A 21440-nucleotide genomic window follows, 5' to 3' on the forward strand; every position below is an offset into this window, starting at 1 on the left:
CGAGGGGTGTCAAACAACCACACTGTTTAACGACCATGTATTGGTATCAGTGGATGTAGCACAGTTTCATCATTTATATATATATGATTAAATCTGGTCAGGCGATACAGCAACTACAGATGCATAGTTATCGGAGAGCCAGTGATGGAACAGATAGTTTGCTCACTTGTTGGTTGGGGATTAGTTTGAAGGTAGCCAACTGCTCTGTAATCCCTCCACGATACACTTAATTATCATTAATACAAATACGCCAACACTATGGGTGGAGGAGGAGGCGGCTACAATCGCCCGTCTAATAGCGGCGGATCGGGAGAGGGTTCTGACAATTCTGATGAAGATGGATCTAATAGCGTACCTCCTCCTGAATCAGATTCTGAGGGGGAGACGACTGGAGATCAGTCTGATGGGTCAAATGGAACAAATGACGAAGCGACTCCAGAAGGTCTACCAGCAACTGGTGGTGGGGGAGGTAGCGGTGCACCAGTAGCTGGCCCCGGAGAAGGGTCCGATGTCACGTCTGAAGAGGATGATTCAGAGTCTGTAGAGGAAAATACCGACTCTAAAAAAGATGAGCAGAAAAGTGATCAAGAAGATTGTGGGGAGGAGCATGAAGAAGAGCGAGGCGATGAGGAGGCTGACGATAATCAGGAAGAAGACGAAGAGGATGACGAGGCCGATGATGAAGAAGACGAGTGTCTAATTGCAGAATCAGCTCTTCTCCACTCGCCGAACCCGGAACCGTTAGAAGATGCAGTTGAGGGAGATATCTGTTCAGTACGTCTTCGAGAGAAGGCAGTCTGTGTTGTAGATTCACGAGGAAGGACCATCGGAGCTATCGCTGAACCGTGGGTTAGTACATTGAAGGAGTGTATCGAACAGGGCCGACAGTATCGGGCTCGGATTCTCGACATCGATGGTGGGAAATGCGAAGTCCAAGTAACCAATAAGTGTCTGCTTCACAAGGACATCAATCTGACCGCTATCAATACTGCAGTACGGGATCAGCTTCATCCGGAGCTTCCCTTGTCAGTTGAAACAACGACTGAAGAGGTGGTTATTGTCACCGCTGACGGATCCAAAGTTGGCGACGTTCCTGATCCATGGGCTCAACTTTTTAAGGAGTGTATCGATCAAGGACGGTCATACCAGGCAGAGGTTCGTGATGTTACACCGGAGTATTGCAAAGTCAATATTCAGAGCGACACAAGTGACGAATGATTATCGCAGGTGGCACTTATCACGAGTTGTGCCAGTTTCCTCCTGACACAGCTTTCTTTGGGTCAGGTGTACGAGCAGCCGCAGCTACTGAGACCATCGTCTCCTCTCGTAACCAACTCCACACATACATCGGGCCTGCCGACAAAGAGACACTCGAAACTTACGCGGCCACGTTTGACTTCGATGTCCACATAACCGGAATTCCAGAGACAGTTAGCTTCGATTATCTGCATAACCACTCAAATCCCGTGCTCTCTCCATCAGAGGCATCCAACTATAATCGTAAACTTTCAGGAATTAGTGGAGACGCAATCCTACGATTCGGGCTCCTTGAAGGGACAGCAATTGTTTCCGGTGAGCGCGTTGTCTATGACCCTCAATCAGCAGATCCTGTCTCGTTCCATGCGAACGGCTCAACTGCCGATGAACTCGCTCTCGTTCTGAACTGTGACGAAGCTGCGCAACTATCTGGAGAAGACGACTTAGAATCGATTTTTACAGAACTCATGACAGGCACTACTGCCGCAGACGTGGTCGTCCTCAAGCGGGGAGCCAGAGGGGCAATCGTTAGAACACCCAGTATGACAACCCGAATCCCAGTTTTTCAGACGAAATCTATTTGGGGAATTGGAAGTGGGGATGTGTTCACTGCTGTCTTTGCTGGGGAATGGGCCGAAAACGGCGAAACTGCCGTAGACGCTGCAATGACCGCTTCAAAGGCGACAGCGTATTACTGTAGACATCGGCATCTGCCGATTTCCAAAGAACTCGGTGAATCAGTATCCAATAGTGGTTCATCAACATTTATTTCACCGAACGCTACTCCTCCGACGGTTTATCTGGCAGGACCGTTCTTCGACATTGGCGAACGGTTCGTTGTTGAGGAAGTCAAACACCTCTTGGAGGGCGAGGGAGCTAACGTAATTTCACCCGTCCATGATATTGGTCGAGCTGCTGATTACGATAGTCCAGAGGAGGTAGCACAGCAAGACTTAGATGCAATTGAGCGAGCAGATCTCGTGTTTGCGTTATTGGACCATTTGGATTCTGGAACGCACTTTGAGTTGGGATATGCTCGGAAGGATGGGACACCAGTTATCGGGTATGCGAATGATTTCGATACAAGCAGTGAAACCATGCTTTGCGGCTCTGGGTGTGAGGTGTATGAGGATCTGTCATCAGCGATCTATAATGCAATCTGGAGGGCATATGCCTGAGTCCGTTCTATTATTATCCGGCGGTCTCGATTCTGCTACACTTGCATATACACATAATCCGGACCTTACGGTGACTGTTGATTACGGGCAATGCTGTGCGGACGCAGAGATCCAAGCCTCAGCACAAATTGCCGATCAGCTGAATCTTGAGCATGAGGTCATCGATGTGGATTGTAGAAGTTTAGGTGCTGGTACAATGGCAGGCCAGCAGGAGACTGACCTCGGTGATGCTCCGGAGTGGTGGCCATACCGGAATCAACTCGTGATCACGCTAGTCGCAATGGATGTCGTTCGTCGAGATGCAGAGCGATTGTTAGTCGGTGCGGTCGCCGACGATCAAGACCATGCTGATGGGCGGGAAGAGTTTTTCGAGCTAATGGATTCTCTCCTCTCTTTTCAAGAAGGAGATCTCAGGGTTGAAGCTCCGGCAATAGATAGAACAACAGAAGAGTTTGTACGCGAAGCCAACCCTCCTGAATCACTCCTCGGGTGGACTCATTCTTGTACAGCATTGAACGCCGCATGCGGCGAATGCGGTAGTTGCAAGAAACGGCAACGTGTTCTCACTCGCATCTACTAGATATCGCACGGTTACGACCACTAAGTGGGTTCACCAATGTACCTTCTACCGTCGAAACTATAGTAGCCACTGAAACTGTTTACACACCGATCGTACAGCACTCGTGCGATCGGGTGTGCACTGACTGTCAGTGGCTACTATATTTCTATCAACGGCCGATACCCTACTCTTCTGTTTCTTCTTCTAGAAGTTCCCGTGCGCGCTCTTCCCCTACTTCCCCGATTAGGTCCGATAATGACTCACGGGACACGGTGTCGAGGTACTCTTGAGACTGAACGTACATCTCTACACGTGTTCCTGTCGCCTCAGCAACGGCCTGTGCTGCTTCGAAGGCAGCTCGATTATCCCGATCCGCATCCTTGTCGTCAAACGAACTCCCCCATCGTCCTGGTATGTAGATAGGACCGGCTCCATCTTCACTTCGGTTGTACTGGAATCGAAACCGACCCATACAGTTGTAGTGCTCGTACAGACCAAGAGCGACCTCTATTGATACGTCAACGTCACCCCCACGCTCAATTTCCTCTATTCGCCACTGCTTGAACTCCGAGCTAAAATTATCGGACCCCATAATGTCCACTTTCAGAATGGCTGCATCAGTATTCCGGTGGACACACTCTGGCTCTAATGGGTGAATTGATGTGCTAAGTAGGTTCAGGCGATAGTCGAGATAGGCTTTGGTGAATCACTATCAATAGATAGTGGCATGGATTCGTAATTTAGAATTCTATCTGAAACTGAAGCGGATGGTTCGGTAACAACGTGTGTGTATATTAACCACAAAACCAAAGTGATAATAGATCTTATAGATCTATCTGTGTCCGTCACGACCTAGGGGATGCAAACGGGTTCAAATCCCCAGAAGGGAATGGGCTCAACACCCAGTCGGTAGGGAAGGTACTGCTGAACCTGGGCAAAGTGGCGGTCACAGGCGGTATTGAAGAGGTGGTCATCTACATTGGAAAACAAATGCTGAGAAAGATTGCAGTACGACTTAACGAGAGGTATAGCATCAAACCGAAAGCGGCCAAGTGGGGCATGAGGGTCGTCAATCGGGTCAAATCCCGACTAAAGTCTCACATTCCCTTTTCCCTCCCGACAACAGACTGAGTTTCTACACTATACTTGCCGTAATTTCCACACCATTATTTGGCGAAAAATCCACCGCCAACTACTGCTATAGGTCTTCAACATAGGGGTCTCCAGCCCTTTCTTTACTAGCAAATAAATAAACACTGTCCAGTCGAATTCCGTAGGTTTATGCCAGCAGAAAGTCCTGTCGACAGTGCCGACGCGCGCCGGCACCTCACAGAATCCTTGTGTGGTGACCCTCTGCGCAGTGTGGTGACTGCGCAGATCTCCACATCGTCTAGTCATTATTTACTCAAAAGCCGACATTAGATGCGCTTATATGCAGGATTTCCGTTTGGAATGTGGTCAGGATAGTCATTTGCTGAAAAACGCCCGACAGCGATCAATTTACGTTTGGAATCTGCGCACCTTGTTGTGTGGAACTCGAATAGGATTTTGATTGATCAAGGACGTTATTAACTGTCCTACGCTATAAATAGCTCAGTTAGAATTATCCGATCTCACTCCAAACAAGGGGTGGTCCATATCTGTTTCCGGACTAATGGATAGAGAATGTGAAATCACTGCAGTAAAATATAAAACAATGAACTACTGTGTCGACATGAGTGTTCGCCCAAGATCGGCACTCCACAACCACCACTTATGCCAATACAATTTGAGTACACATGTCAGACGTGCACACGAGAAGTAGTCTGGATATACAATGAAGACGCACATCAAATTGAGGAAAGTACCAGGATAGGTTGTCCTGGCAAGGGATGTACCGAGATTCATGAAGTCAATACACGGAGACTCGATAAAGAAGAAGGCGACAGTCTCGCTATTGAATTCAAATACCTGTGTTTGAATTGTACAAATGAAATAAAATGGGTGTACGATGAGGAGAAGAACGGGATTAGAGGGAGGAATTTAATGGGGTGTCCCGGAGATGAGTGCACTTCGATTCATGAACTATCTACAAGCAGACTCAACGGGGAAAATGGATCTGTTCCGATTGAGATCTCCTAATACGTAGATAGGGACATAATTGACTCCGTAGTCACCTCAAAGTAGTGTAAAACTTGGAGTACGCTCCTGGGATAAAATAAGGTGTTTTGACGACTACCCCCACCCCCCTCATTTCGGACGTTCTTTTGACTAAGAGTAACCCACTACTCCAGCTACCATGAGTGATTAGGCGTTTTGACAACCACATTCTCCTCTCATTTAGATATTGCTTAAGTTGAGGATGTAGAGGAATGCATATAGGATCAGTAGTGATCTGGATTCGGGTTAGATGTATATAAAGAAATCGCACCAATCAACTGATGGAAATTCATATGGTGCTCTTAGATGCTCTTAACCACATTCAGATAATAGAACGTAACTTGAAAGGGGATAGAACACCCGGTATAGTAAAGTATATAATAACGTTCTAGATAGTAGTAGTAGTAGTAGTAGTACTCCATACTAGGATTAGATGTCTCGCAGAACCATGTAGGATCAATCACTAAGCACAAGATCTATTTAACCTATAATCTCCATAGAGCGTCTGTACCTACCGGTTCCAAGAATTCATAATCGCTCGCTTTCAGTTCCTCATCTGTGAATCACTCCCCCACCCCCTTTCGAGACTAACTACGCGCGAAATGAGGGGGGTGGGGGTCCCCATCTCTCAACAGGTCATAAACAGTATCGGCTATCAGTTCAGTAGTGTCTGTCAAGGGATCTCGTAAACACAATAGATCAGTGATTTTGATGGTGGTTATCGCTCTCATCGTTAGGATGATGTTTGGGTTCTTCACTCAGCTAAAAGTATATTAATTACTACACCATTCTTCTACACAGTTTCAAATGGACACACCCTTCCGAACTCGATCGCACAAAACGGAACCGAATCCATTAGCGGATATCTTTGAAACTAGAGAGCCATTCACAGAGGGATTCATCCCAAACAGGATTGTTGAACCTGAAGAGGAATTCCAGCAGCTCGTGTTTACCTTCCAAGAATATGTATCTGGAATGGAGATGAAGGATATATTTGTATATGGAAGACCAGGTGTAGGGAAGCGTACAGTAGTTAAACACTTGATAAGACTCGTTAGAGATGAGATTGATAAAGAAATCAATGTAGTGACCATCGATTGTAGATTACACAGTACAATTTATCAAATATATATTGAACTTGCTAACAGCCTAACTGAGGAAAGATACAAAGAAGGATATCCAGAGCAAACTCTCTTAACGTCGGCATTCTCTCAAATAGAGAAATCGGATACACCACATTATATTCTTGTAGAGAATATGGAGCACCTTAGTCCAAGCGAGTGTCTTTTCTACGAATTTGAGACAAGCTGGTCAGAATATGGATCTCCTGATAATGAACTCGGAGTTATTGGTTTTTCTAATGAAAATAAAATCAGAGATGCTCTACTAGATCATTCAGCAAAGAGGCTACTTAGTAGAGCACAAGTTGCGGAAATCAAATTCCATACGCATGACTCCCAACATCTCAACGATATCTTAGAACTGCATGCAGATATAGCATTTGTAGATGACGTACTCAATTCAGGTGTTATACCCAAATGTGGGGCGATAGCAGCTCAACTCACTGGTAGCGCAAAAACAGCCTTACAATTACTTGAACTATCTGGATATATCGCGTCTCAACTGGACGAAAAAGAGGTAACAGAGGATCATGTGGAGTTAGCCAAAGACGCATTGGAAGAGCTGGAGGTGTTTTTGACCTTCACTCAAAATCTGAGCATTCAAGAGCAGTTACTTTGTGTTTTGATTACTGTGGATAACGTTGTTACTGGGGAAAGAGTTACTTCTAAAAAATTATATAAGGAATACATTGATGATTGTGAGGTGTTTAATTTAGATCCTGTTTCAAAACGGCGTGTTCGGGATTACATTCACACCTTGGAAGACAATCATCTTGTTACATCCACTGAACACAATACTGGAAGGCGAAAAGGAAAATGGTATGAATACCACCTATTACCCCATCCAAAACCGGTTGTAGAGGCAGCTGTCGTAACAGCTCCACAATTTGAGCGCATACTTCAACAAAAAGGTGCAACAGTTGGAGATTTGAATAATGATGCAGAGTTTAACATAAACCTTGAGCATTTTACAATGCGTTCTCTCTAATGTGTTTTTGGTACATTTAACTCCTATCGTCTTTCCACTTACCGAAATCCGTCAATTCAAGATATCGAATCGATAAAGAGGAGTAATAACTACACAGATATACACAACTTGTTCTCTCTCCACTGAATTGATAGCGAGCGCATCAATTCCCATATAGTCTCCCTCCTGTCTGAATTGCTGATTACAACTGGAGGTCTCATAGCTACTAACCAGTTTGCAATAAGCACTGACAAACTTCACCTCTAGTTGTGAACTGACTACATCTTCTTACTGAATTCTGTTCTTAAGGGTTAAACGAAGTACAGCTTCGGCACCGAAGTGAATCTTTGATAGTCTGTAGAGGATTCTCTGCGGTAAGTTCTCGATCACAAGACGAACATTGAGCGTTTTCTGTGGGTCCGATACCGTTCCCATATCCGACAGTGACTGTTCGGATTACTCCTTCCTCAGCCAATTCGATATCCATCTCTCCTCGCTCATACTCTACTTGCGTTACCGTGAGAGGGGCCACTCGAACGTCTAACGCGTGGCGCTTACGGATCTCTTCCTGCTTCTGAGGATATCCCTGATCTCGTTGCTCGTGCAGGTCTCTTAATTCCGAATCAATCTCCTCGTACTCTGCTTTCAGCTTTTTTCTCTCCTTAAGTGCCTCTACGCGGTCATCTTGGTCACTACCGTTGATCGCTTCACTCAGTTCGTCGATCTTCGAGGATAGCTTCGAACGTTCTTCTTCCAACTCTTGGATACGTTGTTGTTGCAGCTCGCGGTACTCTTCGACCTCTGCGTCTGCAGCTCTGGATGCCTCTCTGTGAACTTCGTCAATTTCGGTCTGCACCTTTTCCATTAGCTGACTCTGAGCGGTGTCGAGAAGTGAACGAGTGTCTGTTTCCGAAAACGACGATTGAGAGTTAGTAGATATCTTGTCTGTGGTCATCGACGTCATTCGGAGAAACGTCTCTTCCAACTCTGGAAGGCTCTGTTCCGAGTGACCATCTATGGCGATGGCCCGAAGGAACTCTTGCTGATACTCACTGACGGTCTCGATACTCACCCGGAAGAGCACCACAATCGCCGCTCGGTCGTAATATGGTGTGAATTGGGTTTCCTTTACTTCAACATCGCTTCCCTCCAGCCACTGTGGTATCTCTACTTCGGCCTGATCGGTTTCTATCGTCAGCTTTCCCGTGGGATGACGTTCACTCGCTTCTCTGAGAATCCGCTGGAAAAACTCACTCTCCGGATGAAGAGGCTCTCCAGTAAACTCCTCATCGATGTCGTCGCCAGTGAGTAACGACATCTTCCCGGCTGGCAATCCCGTGTCCTCATTCTCGGGGACGATAACCTCCCATTTGTCCCCTTGTTTCTCGATAGTACCGCCAAGCGATTCTAAGTAGCGTTCGGTAAATTCCTCGACTGCGGACTGTGTAACCGCGAGGGCTGCATCAGTCATCGCTTTCCCCCAGATCAAAGCCTTCGAAGACACCGCTGTTGAACTCCTCCAGTTTGTCAGCGAGTTCGCGTTGCTCCTGTAAATCGACGGCCATCGCATCGAAGTCGTTCTCCAAATCGACTTCTGAATCAGCATTGACCAGTCGCTCGAAAATCTGGTCTTCGAAACTCGTCCCGGACTCTTCTAATCGACTCAGGATTGAACTCAGTTCTCCCACACTCTGTTGGAACAAGTCGATTTTATGGTAGAGCCGCTCCAGCACGTATTCTTCAACAGTATCCTTCAGTGCCATATTGAAAATGAAGACATCTCGTTTCTGTCCGATACGATGGACACGCCCGATCCGCTGTTCAACGCGCATCGGATTCCACGGTAAATCCATGTTCACCAGCAAATTACAGAACTGGAGATTGCGTCCTTCACTCATCGCATCGGTTGAAACGAGGATACCTCCTTGCTCCTCGAAGTTCTCCACGATCTCCTCTTTCTCACTACTGGAGTGCCCGCCATGGAACGCGTGAACTGTATACCCCTCTGAGGCAAGTCGGTCGAGCACCTGTCGTTGGGTCGCTCGGAACTGCGTGAAGACGATCACGCGCCCCATCTCGACATTGTCGCGGGCCTCTTCGACGATGTCCAGGAGTCGCTCCTGTTTCGTTACCGTATCGATATCTTCGATCAGGTCCAGAATTGACTCCAGTTCGTCCGCGTGAGTGAGTTCAGATTGCTCATAGAGTCGTTTCTCGATTGTTTTCTTGAGCGCTACGGGGCTGCTAACGACCTCCTTCTGGAGGAGCATCAACACGAGCTTCTGTCCCTGATTCTGGCTGTAGGCACCCTTGACGTAGTCAGAGACTGCTTGGTAGAGTTCACGTTCCTTTGGAGTCGGATCGAACGTCCGTGTATCGACAGTTCGGTCCGTGAAGTCAATATCCGTGTCTTCTCGTCGGTTCCGGATCATCACCTTGTTCAGTCGTTCCTGTAGCTCGTCTCGGTTCACCAGCGTCTCCTGATTGCTGTTCACGAAGTACTGATGGAAGACATCGCGTGTGCCGAACAGGCCGGGGCGGAGTAGCGAGACGACGTTGTACAAGTCCGTTAATTCGTTCTGGATTGGCGTTGCCGTCAGGAAGAACGCGTAGTTGTACGTGAGCCGGTCGATCAGGGCATATCGGTCTGTCTCTTCGTTCTTGACGTAGTGTGCCTCGTCGAGTACCAAAACGTCCCAGTTGCGGTCAAGTACCGTCTGTCGGTGTCGTTCACTCTTCGCAGTGTCGATGCTCGCAATGATGTAGTCGTGTGCGTCAAAATCCTCGAACTCATCGTCATAGTTGCATACAAAGTCGAGGCCGAACTTCTCACGGAGCTCAGCCTGCCACTGTTTCGCCAGTTGTGCAGGCGTGAGAACGAGCACGGACTCATCCGTGTCCCGAAAATGCATCTCCTTGAGAATCATCCCGACCTCAATGGTCTTTCCAAGTCCGACCTCGTCAGCAAGGAGGGCTTTCCCATCCATCTCGAAGAGGGCTCGGTAGGCTGCATCCACTTGATGTTCGAGTAGCTTGACGGAGTTTTCGTCCAACTCCTTCAGCGACCGAAGTTCAGAGTCCGGCTGACCCGCCTGAAGACGAACGGCCTGGATACTCTGTAGATGGTTCCCATCGGTAGTGTCGGTAGATAGGGAGTCGAGAAGATCGTCCGCAGGCTCGTGTGAGACCTCAACATCGACGAGGTCGTAGCCTCTCATACTTTCGTAGAGACAAGTATGCGTGAAATACGTTTTGTGACCGACAACCCTGATCAGTACATCTTACGAGACTCACAAAACAGACTGAACCCACAGGACCATAGTGCTTATTGGGTGTCAAAGGAGTCTGGTAAGTATCAAGATGGCACAAACCGGATCTTTATCAAATACCCTCGAAGACACGGTGACTCTCAGCCGTGAACTTCGAGAAGACGGACAGATCGATGGTCAAGTAAAGCTCTACAACGTTGACGACGACAACGAATTCGAGTCCGACGCGGAGCTCTTCTTCGAACGGACGCTGATGACTCAGGGGCTCCGAGAGGCCCTCTCGATCCTCCGAGATTCCTTGACTGGCGATGACCCACGGGGGACGCACATCCTCTATGGCCCGTACGGCAGTGGGAAGTCGCACCAGATGGTAGCACTATACCACTGTTTTGATGACCCCCAAGCAGCAGGCGCATGGACGAGCGATTCAATCGAAGGGTTTGATGCTGCGCTCCCGGAGTCGGCAACGCCGATTACGGTCGCCATGCAGAACGAACAGTACGAGTACCTCTGGGAACCGTTCTTCGAGGCACTCGATTACGATCCTGGAACGTTCAGCTCGGGCGGGTATCCCGATATGCAGACGATTCAGGAGGCTGTCGGCGACGAAACGGTCGCGTTCTTCGTGGACGAACTGGAGGACTGGTTTGACACACTCCAGGGCGACCGCAAGAGTGCGAACAAAGCCTTCCTTCAGTCACTCCTCGAATCGACGGCGCTCTCGGACCTCGAACTGTACACTATCGTCTCGGTGCTCCGTGAGGGTTCCGAGGTTCACGACATTCTGAACCGGGAACAGGCGGTCGAGGTTAATATGAACAACCAGGTGGACAAACGCGAGGTCCTTCGCCACCGCCTGATCGACTCCGTGGACGAGAATGCTGCCCGTGAGATCGTCAACGGGTACTTTGATGCCTACGACCAGTCCGACCACGTCACCATTCCCGACGGTCTGCTGTCGGAAATGCATGACCTGTATCCGTTCCATCCCGTGCTTCTGGACGCGCTTGAGACGCGCTACTACGCCGACGAGGACAATCAGAACACGCGCGGGATGATCTACCTCTTCTCGAAGGTCCTCTTGCAGATGCAGGATCAGACGGACCTGATCACGCACGGCGACATCGACGCCATCGAGTTCGAGGACGAGCTGGCGAAGATCAATTACGAACGGTTGAACGCCGCAACTGGTGACATCAAAAGCCGTGTCGACACAGATGAAGTTCCTCACGGTCGCCGCATCTTGAATACGATTCTGCTATACTCGTTGAAGCCCAGTGAGGGCGAGGGGGCGGAGGTCTCTGAGATCGTGATGGGGGCCTACCAAACGGACGACCTCGTCTCCGACGTCGTGCTCAACCTCGAACGACTCCACGGTGTCGCGTGGCACCTCCACAAACTGAACGGGAAGTATGCTATCCGTGACCGTCAGAACCCGAACGCACTTATTCGAAATGCAGCTGTTGATGTCTCGGAGACGTCAGCGAAAGCCGAGATCGCGGACTTCATTACGGATATCTTTGGCTCGAACGCGTACCCGGTCGGGTTCCGGACGAACGACATGCGGGACATCCCGGATGACCGTGAGGTGAAAGTCGTCGTGAAGGACAGTCAGTGGGTGCAGGAGGAAGTTAAGAAAGTAATCACGAACGATGGCCGCGGACGCGAATGGCGCAACACGCTCGTGTTCGTCCAGCCATCCGGTGACAAAGCCATCGAATCAGGCACGCGGTACATCGACAAGGCGCGGTACATCGAGGGAGCGCGGCAGGTACTCGCGGATGAGTCCCTCGACAACGAAATCCGCGCGTCGATTCGGGGTATGAAGGAGCAAGAGGAGAACGAACTCCGTGAAGAGCTTCAACTCCTGTACGGCGAAGTCATTGACGGCGAGAATCTGTTGGATGACGACGAGTGGGCAGACGTAGAGCCGATGGATCTCGACGTTTTCGTCCTCGATGACGCCGAACTCGACGCGACAAATATCGCAGATTCAGCTGCTGCTGACCCGTTCGATCTTCAGTCGCACGTCTGGGATATCGCTGAAGACCTGCTGGAGCGACGCGGGGAGATCTCGGTCGAAGACATCTACGAGCAGTTCCTCCGCGACCCGGAACTCCCGATTCCCGGAAGCGCGAACGACGTGCTGAACGCGACGGTCAAGGCGCTCTCAGACAAGCCGGTTCTCGCCCGTGATACAGGTGGATTCCGCGACGACCTCTCTGGAAGCTCGCTTGATACCGTCCTCGTCCGGCAAGATGACGTGGACGTGTGGGGTGTTGATGACGTCGAACAGGAACTACGCCAGCGCTTCGGTAGTGGGACGACGGCGCTCGATATCGGAGACTTCGAACTGGAACTCGTCGAAGATGGGGAAATCTGGCTCGATGGCGATAGCCACGACGTCGTTATGCGTGCCATTGGTCGGCTCGCCCGTGAGGCACAGTATGTCATCGTGAAAGGGAACGAGATTCTCGACAAGCCGCAGTCCGACGCAACGCTCCGCGATGTCGGCGGTGCGGATGTCGTCGGTGCATCGTCCCTCGTGGACCGCATCGAGACACACATCAACGAAGACGGCTACGCGAACCTCGACACGATCATCGGCGAAATCCGCGGGGAGGAATCGGTGTTCCTCCCGCCGGACGAGACTGAGTCCGTCGCCCGCGAGGCGGTCAACGATTTCCTTGTGGACGACTACGTCTTGGAAGCCGGCGGTCGATACCTCGGGTCGCTTGGCGACCGCGACCCGACGACGGTGAAGATCGTCCCGACGGTTCCCGACCGGATCGGTGACCAGATTCTGGAATACATCGAGGACCTAGAACCGGGTGACCAGTTCACGGTGAACAAAGTCACCGATCGGTTCGACAGCAGCGTCACCGAGTATATGGTACGGACATACCTGCTGGAGAACATCGGGAAGGACGAAGAACCAGAGTACGTCGTCAACACGACCGGCTCGGAGAAAGCCTCCGACTGGGTACCTGGGTACCCGTTCCGGAAGGCCGACACGGAAATTCCCACGTGGCGCTTCGAGTACAACGGTGACGACGTCGCTGCGATGCGGAGCAAGTGGCGGAACAATCACCAGACAGGGAGTGTCGATTACGGCGACGTCACGTTCATGCTACCGGACAGGGAGGGTGTTCCCGGCGCTCTTCAGGGGACCGCCGACGTCGATCGGACGCAGGTCAGCCTAACATTGCGGTCTGGGCAAGACTACACGAAAGTGCAGGACCTGTTCGAGCGAATGCCCGATGAAGCATCGAGTCTGAAGATCGAGATCAGTTTCCAGAAGTAATCTATCAAGGTCTTATACTGCTGTCACAGCGTTCCTGTGTACCGGACTCTAGAAAGCTATTCAACATTTCAGTATACACACTCAATATGGCTCAATACGAGAATTACAAAAATACCGCAGTTAACTCTTTCCGGATTGCTGTTGAGTTATTTAATCGGCCCTTCAATAACGGTCGAACGGAAGGTGTGCTGATATTTCTTGATCACAGTTTTGAAATGTTACTGAAAGCAGCGATTTTACGAAGGGGTGGCGAGATCCGAGGTGGGGGAGGTACCGGTCAGACGATCTCGCTGGAAAAATGTGTAAAAAGGTGCCGAGATGGAACAAGAGATAATCAGCGGATGCAATGTCTATCGCCTTCCGAATCAGCCGCGGTTTTTTCGCTAAATAATTTGAGAGACTATGCCCAACACGAGCAGGTTGATGTCACAGAGCAACAGCTGTATTTACAGTCAAGGCAGTGTACAGACATTTTTGAGCGTGTGCTTAACAATGTATTCAACGAGTCGCTATCCGATTACCTCCCCGGTCGTGTATTGCCTCTATCGACTACACTTCCAGTAGATATTTCGGCTGTTATAGACCGAGAGATGGAAGAGATACAGAATCTGATGCGGGATGGTGCCACTAACAAGGCTAGAAGGAAAATGAAAGCCTTGGATTCGTTGGAACGGGGTCTCGCTGATGAAGGTCAAACACCTGATCTTAGTGAATTGAATTCAAAATTAGAGTCAGTTGACGATCAGGAGATAGACGAAATCTTTCCGAGTACTTTCGCAGCGCTTTCTGACGGTGTAGATTCAGGAGGCGGCATTCGGATAAATTTGGGATCGGATGATCCCGGTATTCCTGCACGGTACGTTCCTGAAGATCAAATTGGCGAAGAGGATGATGTATACCTATTCACAGAAAAGAATATACATGGGCGATATCCTTTTAATCCAATGCAGTTCAAGAAACAGGTTGATTCTGAATTATCAGATGATTGCAGTTGGAAAAATGAACTCTCTTTACCAAGGCTGAAGACGATCTTAATGGAAATGGGGATTTGGGAGCGAGATGAATTTCATCAATCCGAATTATCACTAGGGGCTGGCGATACCCGGCCCGGTTATAGTCCGAAATGTGTGGATCGGGTTGTAGATACTATTGAGGCAGAAGAGGCCATCGTGGAGGATGCTTGGGATAATTGGAAATCTGAACTAGGTTACTGATATCTTCGACCCCCCTCGTTAAGGATGACTATTGTCAAACCAGCCAATTGTACTTTTCCGGTTAGTCTCTAACCAAGAGAACGCACACTTATGTGGCTCGTGGATAATCGCATCTACATACTGAATAATGTCTGAGCAATCTGGATCTTCACAGGGTCGGCAGGAACGGACGGAACTCCCCATCGAACGCGGGTTCCCCATTGAGCGCGTGAACGAGATCGCCGAGAAAGAGGGAAGGGCGAAGATGTACTACCGGCCGATCTACACGATGCACAAGTGGTGGGCGCGACGCCTCGGCTGTGTCTTCCGTGCGATCTCTCTCTACACACTACTTGACGATCCGGAGAAGGTCTCGGTGTTCGAACCGGGCCACGAGGGCAGCACCCTCGCAGCCTACGGTGACGACGCCGACGGCGAGTCCGATCTCGATGTCGCCTCGCTCCTTGAACGTGTGGATATGACTGACCCGGAGAGCCTTTGGGAGCTCTACCCGAAGGACGTTCAGGTTGAGGACAAGAAGATTCTCGATCCGTTCATGGGCGGTGGGACATCGCTCGTCGAGGCGTCACGCTTCGGCGCGGAGGTCGTCGGCAACGACCTGAACCCCGTCGCCTGGTTCGTCACCAAGAAGGAACTCGAAGCGGGCCAGACCGACGTCGAAGAGCTTGAGGAAGCCTTCGAGCAGGTGAAAGAGGAGGTTGCCGACGAGATCACCCAGTACTACAAGACGCCTTGTCCGAACGGCGACCACGACGCCGACGTGATGTACAACTTCTGGGTGAAGGAACTAGACTGCATCTCTTGTGACTCAGAAGTCTCGCTAACTAATGACTACCGGCTTGGTAAAGGTAGGTATAGCGAAGATGACCGTTATAATGTAGTCTGCCCTGAGTGTGACTTCACTAACTTAGTGAAAGACTGGCATGAGGAGACTGTTTGTGGAGATTGTGGCAATGGATTCGTTCCGGATCAAGGGACTGTCGGACAGGGGAAATACACTTGTCGTGATTGCGGGCAGAAATATAAGATTGTAGATGCTGTAAACGAGCAGGACGGATTCTCTACTCGTCTGTATGCGATCGAGTACTATTGTTCGGTGTGCGAACAACAGGGAGCCAATAAGAGTGAATATAAGGGGTATAAGCGGGCTGAAGAGGAGGATATCAAACTCTTCAATGAAGCATGCAAACAGTGGGAAAACACAGATGAACACAAAAAATTTGTACCTGATGAAGAGATTCCGTTAGGAATTCTGTCAGATAGTTCAGCGTTTGAAGGCGGTATCGGCGGTGGACACAATATCCTGCGACAGGGGTACGAAGAATGGGCTGATATGTTCAATGAACGCCAGCTTCTTTGTCTGTCTAATATCTTAAGTCAGATTGACGAAATTGAGAACGAGAACATTCAAGAATATCTGCTCTTGGCGTTTTCTGAGAGTCTGAACTATAATACTATGTTGACAGACTATAATCCCGGATATAACAAAATCCAACCGATTTTCAAAACAAACGCCTTCAGGCCTCCAGTAAAACCTATAGAAAACAATGTGTGGGGGACTGATGAAGGGTCAGGCACATTCTCTGCAATGTGGGATATGGTGAAAACAGGAGTTGACTACGCTAATGCACCAACAGACCGTTACGTCACGAATGGAGAAACAAATAAGACTGCAGAATTTGAGCAGACAGTCGGTAGTGCGAGTGAGTTGTTCTGTGGTGACGCCCGAAAGTTGGATTTCGAAGACGAATTTGATGCAGTAATAACTGACCCACCATACTACGATAATGTGATTTACTCCGAACTATCGAATTACTTCTACGTATGGCAGCGTCTGCTATTGAAGGAACGCTACGATCATTTTCAACCTCACGAAACACCAAGAGCAGAGAGTATCGTTGCGAATCCCGCGGAAGGCAAGGGAGCTCCAGAATTTGAATCTGAATTGAAACAGGCATTCAGTTCGGTTCACAAAGCTCTGACATCAGATGGATCACTCACCTTCACTTATCACCACGCAAGTTCAGAGTCTTGGGGAGAACTGCTTGAAGCCCTCTGCGAGGTCGGATTTGAAGTTACCGCCACATATCCACTCACGGCAGACATTAACAAATTCATTGAGGGCGAAGCCGTCTCCTTCGACATCGTCGTCGTCGCCCGCCCTCTAGACGACACCGAGCCCGCCTCATGGAAGTCGCTCCGCCGTGACATCTACCGCACAGCCCGCCGCACCCGAAAACAACTCGAAGAGAACCGCGACCTCTCACGTGGTGACATCGGTGTGATGGAGATGGGGGCGTGTTTCCGCGAGTACTCGAAGCACCACGGTAAGGTCCAGCGCGACGGCGAGATCATGAGCGCGAAGGAGGTCGTCCAGGAGATCTACGGCATCATCCAGGAGGCCAGCGACATCGGCGTCGAGGACGTCTTCATCGACCTGCTGGACACATCGAACGTCTCCTACGACGACGTGAACAAGCTCTGCCGCGGGACCAATGCCACCCCGGAGGACCTCAAGGAAACGTGCCTCTACAATCAGGATGACGGCTTCGAACTCGGTACCTGGGACAACGAGAAGCGCCAGGCGTACATCCAGGAGCGTGTCAATGGCGACGGCGGCGACCACCTGTCGAACCTCGACAAGCTCCAATTCCTCCGCTACCGCTACGAGAAGGGTCAGGCTGTCCAGAACTACGTCGAGAAGTGGGATGTTGATGACGACATGCGTGAGCTCGCTGGCCGACTCGCGGACGTGACTGGCGACGACACGTACACGCGCGTGCTTGGGGACCGAGACATCACGAGTTACTGAAGGTCGTACCCTAACTCTACGCGGCTACGTTTTTCCTCCGTCGATTCCGATATTGTCAGTGATGTTTTCACCGCCTCTCCTGCTATAGTGATCTATGACTACATCTGGCGAGACAATCGTCGGCGTCGATGCCTGCCCGATCGGATGGTTTGCGACAGTTATTCACAACGACGGCGTCAGAACGGAGACCTACGAAGAGTTCGAGACACTCAGTGAAACCTACACTGAAGCAGACAGAATCCTCGTAGACATCCCTATTGGACTCCCAGAAGACGAGCGACGTCGATGTGACGAGGATGCAAGCGATCTACTAGGTAGCCGGGGAATGTCGGTCTTCTACCCGCCGTGTCGAAGCGCAGCTGAACTCACTCATTACGAAGAGGCGAACGATGAACACCGCGACCAAATCGGCCACGGACTTTCTCAACAGGCACACAATATCGGTCGAAAGAGTCTGCAGGTCGCCGACGTCGTTGGAGAGCGATATGACGGGGTGGTGCGTGAGAGCCATCCCGAACTATGTTTTGCTGCCCTGAACGGCCAGCCAATCGCCTATTCGAAATCTTCAGACCGAGGTCGCGGGCTTCGGATGAAACTGCTCAGTAACGAACTCGACGACGCCGAAGCGCTTTATCGGGATACACGAGATGAATACCTTCTCAAAGAGGTCCGAAGAGACGACATCCTCGACTCTATGGTGCTTGCCGTCGCCGCGCGAGATGGGAACTTGACGACAGTACCCCCGGATCCCTCATCGACTGAACCACGAATCTATTACCCGGAGTTCGATGTGCCGATCTTGGAGAGATAATGACATCCCAAGGTACTTTCTACCCTCCCTGAGCAATCAACTGTATGGAATCAGGAAAGAAATCGTTAGAGGAACTGACGACAGCGGGGGTGTTCCACGTTCCGGAGTATCAGCGCTACTACTCCTGGACCGAACCAGAGTGGGACGACCTCTGGACTGACCTCTACACGCTTCCACCGGACAAACAGCACTACTTCGGGACGATCATCATCCAGAAGACGGACAAAACGGAAAGCGGCGGGAGTACCAGTGGCTACGGCTCTTCCAGAGCGAAACCGATCAATCTCCTCATCGATGGCCAACAGCGCCTTACCTCGCTTTCGCTGCTGGTCCGCTCGATGACGGAGTGTCTGGAGAAAATCGCGCCGGAGACGGATCACGAGGCTGAGATCCTCGATGACGTCGAAGAGATGCGCGAGACGCTTCTCGTTGAGGACAACATCTACCAGCTCCAGTTACTCGACAAAGAGGACAACAAGTACCTCGAATGGCTGCTCACTGGGCACAACGTTCACGAGCCGGAGCGTCCGTCCCAGCGGAAGATGATCGAGGCGAAGGAATACTTTGACGAGCAACTCGACGACCTCACTGCATCCCCCAATGTCGATCCCGTGGACGTCGCTAAGAAACTCAAGCAACTCTGGGAGGCCATCCTAGAACTCGAACTGATGGTATATGTCGTTGACGCAGCCAACCCCGAAAAGGCGACACTAATCTTTGACAGCGTCAACGACCGCGGTCGGTCGCTCTCAACGTTCGATAAGACGAAATCTTTCCTGATGCGGATGGCCTACCTCGCTGCGGACGATGAAAGCGAGGCGCAGGCAACCATTCACCGAATTCGGCAATCCTTCGGGGAAATGTACAATGACCACCAAACGATGCTTGAGTCGCCATATGTCACCGACATCAGCGATGATGCGGTCCAGCGCTACCACTTCATCTCGTACTTCGACTGGTCGAACTCCGACGAGTACAGTGATCCTGCCTTCCTCAGCGAACTGAAAGAGCACGTTCGTACGCTTCGGCGGGAAGATCCCCAAGCGTGCTTGGAATACATTCGAGACTACACCAACAGCTTGGAGCGCGGATTCAACGCATTAGCAAAAGTGCTTGACTGTACCGGCGATGACGAAATTTCGAACCTCGTCTACCGAATACACCGTCTCCGTCATGCGACGAAATTCTACCCGTTGCTCCTCAAAGCGTGGCCGACCCTCAATGACGATGAAAAACGGGATCTACTGAACGCGATTGAGACGTACATCTTTCGCGTCTATTCGATTGGCAACCATCGTAGCCACACCGGAGAGTCCAGCCTCTACGTCCGCACACGGGACATCAGCGAAGACAGTCCCGCTGACGTCTGGGTGAGTAAGGTAGTTTCTCTGATGAACCGATACGAGGATGACTCGCAGTTTCGGCGATCCCTTACAGCTTCTGACCTGTACTCGAAAGCGAGCTCGCAGGATCTCCGGTACCTCTTCTACTTCTACAACAAACATCGAGCTGACGAGAAGGGTGAGCGCGGTGGACCAACGCTCACGGAAGCGATGAGCAACGATTACACGGTCGAACACATTTGGCCACAAAGTCCTGACGAACTCCCGATCGAGAACGCCGACGAGTATCCTAGCCCCGAAGCACGGTACGACGCGTATGTTCACCGACTCGGGAACCTCACGCTGGCGAGCAGACCGTGGAACTCGAAGTGGGGTAACGCTGAGTTCGAGACAAAGCGCGACGAGGGGTACGTGGAGTCGAAACTCTGGGTGCAATGGGACATCCAGAACGAGTACGACGAGTGGTCCGTCGAAAACATCGAGAACCGCGAGGAGACAATAATCGAGTTTGTCCTCGAAGAGTGGGCGGCACCCGAGACACGTCTTGGCGATATCGAAGAACCTGCAGACGCGGTTGACCGGCTTACGAAGGGGGAACAGTTCGTTCTCAAGGCGCTTCGCCAGAACACCGGCGGCGCGGTTCGTCGTGTCATCCACGGAGATGCGAGCGAACTTCCCGATTCACCGTTCGAAGAACCAAATTCGAACGGCAAAGAACGAAGCGAGGTGGGTTCAATTCTGAGTCGCCTACAGAACGTTGGCCTTGCTGAGCAGAATAAGTATACCTGGTCACCTACCGATGAGGCACTCGCCGCTGAGGTCCCTCCCTAACATCCGATTGCCGTAGCCCGCTTGAACTTGTCACACCGAGCTAGAATCAATCAATCACAGGTGATGAAACGGTTATTCTGTCTCATACGTGAAGTTGAGTATGAAGAACCATGCGACAAGCTGAAAGCAGACGCCGACGAGCGTGCCGACCAACCAGACTTCGACGCGTTACTCCCGCCGGAAGGCTTCGTCCGCGAAGACTGAAGTACCGTACCCCTTTTTGACCCCTCGCCAACATTCCGTAGGTAATGGCAGGACCTGGACAAATACCCGGACAGTATAATCTTGTTATCGAAGGTGCCTACGAAACCTTCGAACATCAGATCCCTGTGGAAGAGTTCCTCCAGCGGCTCAAGAAAGACGATGTCCCCAAGAAGGTGAGTGTCGTCGGACTCTCAGATGCCTTGAGTGATGACGACCTGGCGAACGAACTCGCCCATGAGATGGACCGACGTGCGAACGATCTGGAGTATCAGAGCCCCACGGTACAGTTCGTTGTCAAAGGATCGTTCCACCGAAGCGGGAAGACCTACGACCTTCGATACGATGATGAACTCTACCCTCTCCAGCAGATCTTCGGTCCACAGCTTGAACGGAAAGAGGACGGAGAGTGGCTCGTCGCGCCGTTCTAACGC

The 21440-nt window shown here is 50.6% G+C and carries 13 protein-coding genes; 10 read left to right on the top strand and 3 right to left on the bottom strand.

The genetic code is table 11. From position 1 onward, the window contains the following. Positions 1-258 precede the first annotated feature (258 nt). The 3 genes from NED97_RS07115 to NED97_RS07125 are packed head-to-tail and all read left to right on the top strand — an operon-like array spanning position 259 to position 3015. Positions 259-1218, top strand: a complete 960-nt coding sequence (locus NED97_RS07115; RefSeq protein WP_252490017.1) for a hypothetical protein — start codon at positions 259-261, stop codon at positions 1216-1218. Further along, positions 1215-2435 carry a PfkB family carbohydrate kinase gene (locus tag NED97_RS07120; protein ID WP_252490018.1) on the top strand — a complete coding sequence of 407 codons (1221 nt, stop codon included), beginning with the start codon at positions 1215-1217 and terminating at the stop codon, positions 2433-2435. The genes NED97_RS07115 and NED97_RS07120 overlap by 4 nt, the downstream gene beginning before the upstream one ends. Next, positions 2428-3015 (top strand): 7-cyano-7-deazaguanine synthase, encoded by a 588-nt coding sequence (locus NED97_RS07125; RefSeq protein ID WP_252490019.1) that lies wholly within the window; start codon positions 2428-2430, stop codon positions 3013-3015. The genes NED97_RS07120 and NED97_RS07125 overlap by 8 nt, the downstream gene beginning before the upstream one ends. Positions 3016-3178: 163 nt before the next feature. Here the strand turns inward: NED97_RS07125 and NED97_RS07130 are convergent, their stop codons facing one another. Next, positions 3179-3586 (bottom strand): hypothetical protein, encoded by a 408-nt coding sequence (locus NED97_RS07130; RefSeq protein WP_252490020.1) that lies wholly within the window; start codon positions 3584-3586, stop codon positions 3179-3181. A 2354-nt stretch (positions 3587-5940) separates the two neighbouring features. On the opposite strand from NED97_RS07130, the gene NED97_RS07135 reads away from it, so the two are divergent. Then, entirely contained in the window at positions 5941-7242 is a 1302-nt protein-coding gene (locus NED97_RS07135) for a Cdc6/Cdc18 family protein (protein WP_252490021.1), read from the top strand. A gap of 283 nt (positions 7243-7525) precedes the next feature. Here NED97_RS07135 and NED97_RS07140 read toward each other — a convergent pair whose 3' ends face one another. Together NED97_RS07140 and NED97_RS07145 are read right to left on the bottom strand one after the other, a co-directional pair. Further along, entirely contained in the window at positions 7526-8692 is a 1167-nt protein-coding gene (locus NED97_RS07140; protein ID WP_252490022.1) for a V-type ATP synthase subunit I domain-containing protein, read from the bottom strand. After that, entirely contained in the window at positions 8685-10439 is a 1755-nt protein-coding gene (locus NED97_RS07145) for a DEAD/DEAH box helicase (protein WP_252490023.1), read from the bottom strand. Before NED97_RS07145 ends, NED97_RS07140 begins: the two co-directional genes overlap by 8 nt. Positions 10440-10581: 142 nt before the next feature. Between NED97_RS07145 and NED97_RS07150 the strand changes: the two genes are divergently transcribed. The 6 genes from NED97_RS07150 to NED97_RS07175 all read left to right on the top strand — a co-directional run bounded on the left by NED97_RS07150 (position 10582) and on the right by NED97_RS07175 (position 21437). Next, positions 10582-13794, top strand: a complete 3213-nt coding sequence (locus NED97_RS07150; RefSeq protein WP_252490024.1) for a DUF499 domain-containing protein — start codon at positions 10582-10584, stop codon at positions 13792-13794. Positions 13795-13880: 86 nt separating this feature from the next. After that, on the top strand, positions 13881-15008 hold the full coding sequence (locus NED97_RS07155; RefSeq protein WP_252490025.1) for a DUF3644 domain-containing protein: 1128 nt from the start codon (positions 13881-13883) through the stop codon (positions 15006-15008). Positions 15009-15135: 127 nt separating this feature from the next. After that, on the top strand, positions 15136-17820 hold the full coding sequence (locus tag NED97_RS07160) for a DUF1156 domain-containing protein (protein WP_252490026.1): 2685 nt from the start codon (positions 15136-15138) through the stop codon (positions 17818-17820). A gap of 94 nt (positions 17821-17914) precedes the next feature. Beyond that, on the top strand, positions 17915-18631 hold the full coding sequence (locus tag NED97_RS07165) for a DUF429 domain-containing protein (protein ID WP_252490027.1): 717 nt from the start codon (positions 17915-17917) through the stop codon (positions 18629-18631). 44 nt (positions 18632-18675) lie between these two features. After that, a complete protein-coding gene (locus tag NED97_RS07170) occupies positions 18676-20805 on the top strand; it encodes a DUF262 domain-containing protein (protein WP_252490028.1) in 2130 nt (709 codons plus the stop codon). A gap of 248 nt (positions 20806-21053) precedes the next feature. After that, positions 21054-21437, top strand: coding sequence for a hypothetical protein (locus NED97_RS07175; protein ID WP_252490029.1), 384 nt, complete (start codon positions 21054-21056; stop codon positions 21435-21437). The last annotated feature ends 3 nt before the right edge of the window (positions 21438-21440 follow it).

Origin of the sequence: Natronococcus sp. CG52 (genome assembly GCF_023913515.1) — an archaeon.
Lineage (GTDB): Archaea > Halobacteriota > Halobacteria > Halobacteriales > Natrialbaceae > Natronococcus > Natronococcus zhouii.

Coding starts and splice junctions, on each gene's coding strand:
- NED97_RS07115 (WP_252490017.1), top strand. CDS start 259: ATGGGTGGAGGAGGAGGCGGCTACAATCGCCCGTCTAATAGCGGCGGA.
- NED97_RS07120 (WP_252490018.1), top strand. CDS start 1,215: ATGATTATCGCAGGTGGCACTTATCACGAGTTGTGCCAGTTTCCTCCT.
- NED97_RS07125 (WP_252490019.1), top strand. CDS start 2,428: ATGCCTGAGTCCGTTCTATTATTATCCGGCGGTCTCGATTCTGCTACA.
- NED97_RS07130 (WP_252490020.1), bottom strand. CDS start 3,586: ATGGGGTCCGATAATTTTAGCTCGGAGTTCAAGCAGTGGCGAATAGAG.
- NED97_RS07135 (WP_252490021.1), top strand. CDS start 5,941: ATGGACACACCCTTCCGAACTCGATCGCACAAAACGGAACCGAATCCA.
- NED97_RS07140 (WP_252490022.1), bottom strand. CDS start 8,692: ATGACTGATGCAGCCCTCGCGGTTACACAGTCCGCAGTCGAGGAATTT.
- NED97_RS07145 (WP_252490023.1), bottom strand. CDS start 10,439: ATGAGAGGCTACGACCTCGTCGATGTTGAGGTCTCACACGAGCCTGCG.
- NED97_RS07150 (WP_252490024.1), top strand. CDS start 10,582: ATGGCACAAACCGGATCTTTATCAAATACCCTCGAAGACACGGTGACT.
- NED97_RS07155 (WP_252490025.1), top strand. CDS start 13,881: ATGGCTCAATACGAGAATTACAAAAATACCGCAGTTAACTCTTTCCGG.
- NED97_RS07160 (WP_252490026.1), top strand. CDS start 15,136: ATGTCTGAGCAATCTGGATCTTCACAGGGTCGGCAGGAACGGACGGAA.
- NED97_RS07165 (WP_252490027.1), top strand. CDS start 17,915: ATGACTACATCTGGCGAGACAATCGTCGGCGTCGATGCCTGCCCGATC.
- NED97_RS07170 (WP_252490028.1), top strand. CDS start 18,676: ATGGAATCAGGAAAGAAATCGTTAGAGGAACTGACGACAGCGGGGGTG.
- NED97_RS07175 (WP_252490029.1), top strand. CDS start 21,054: ATGGCAGGACCTGGACAAATACCCGGACAGTATAATCTTGTTATCGAA.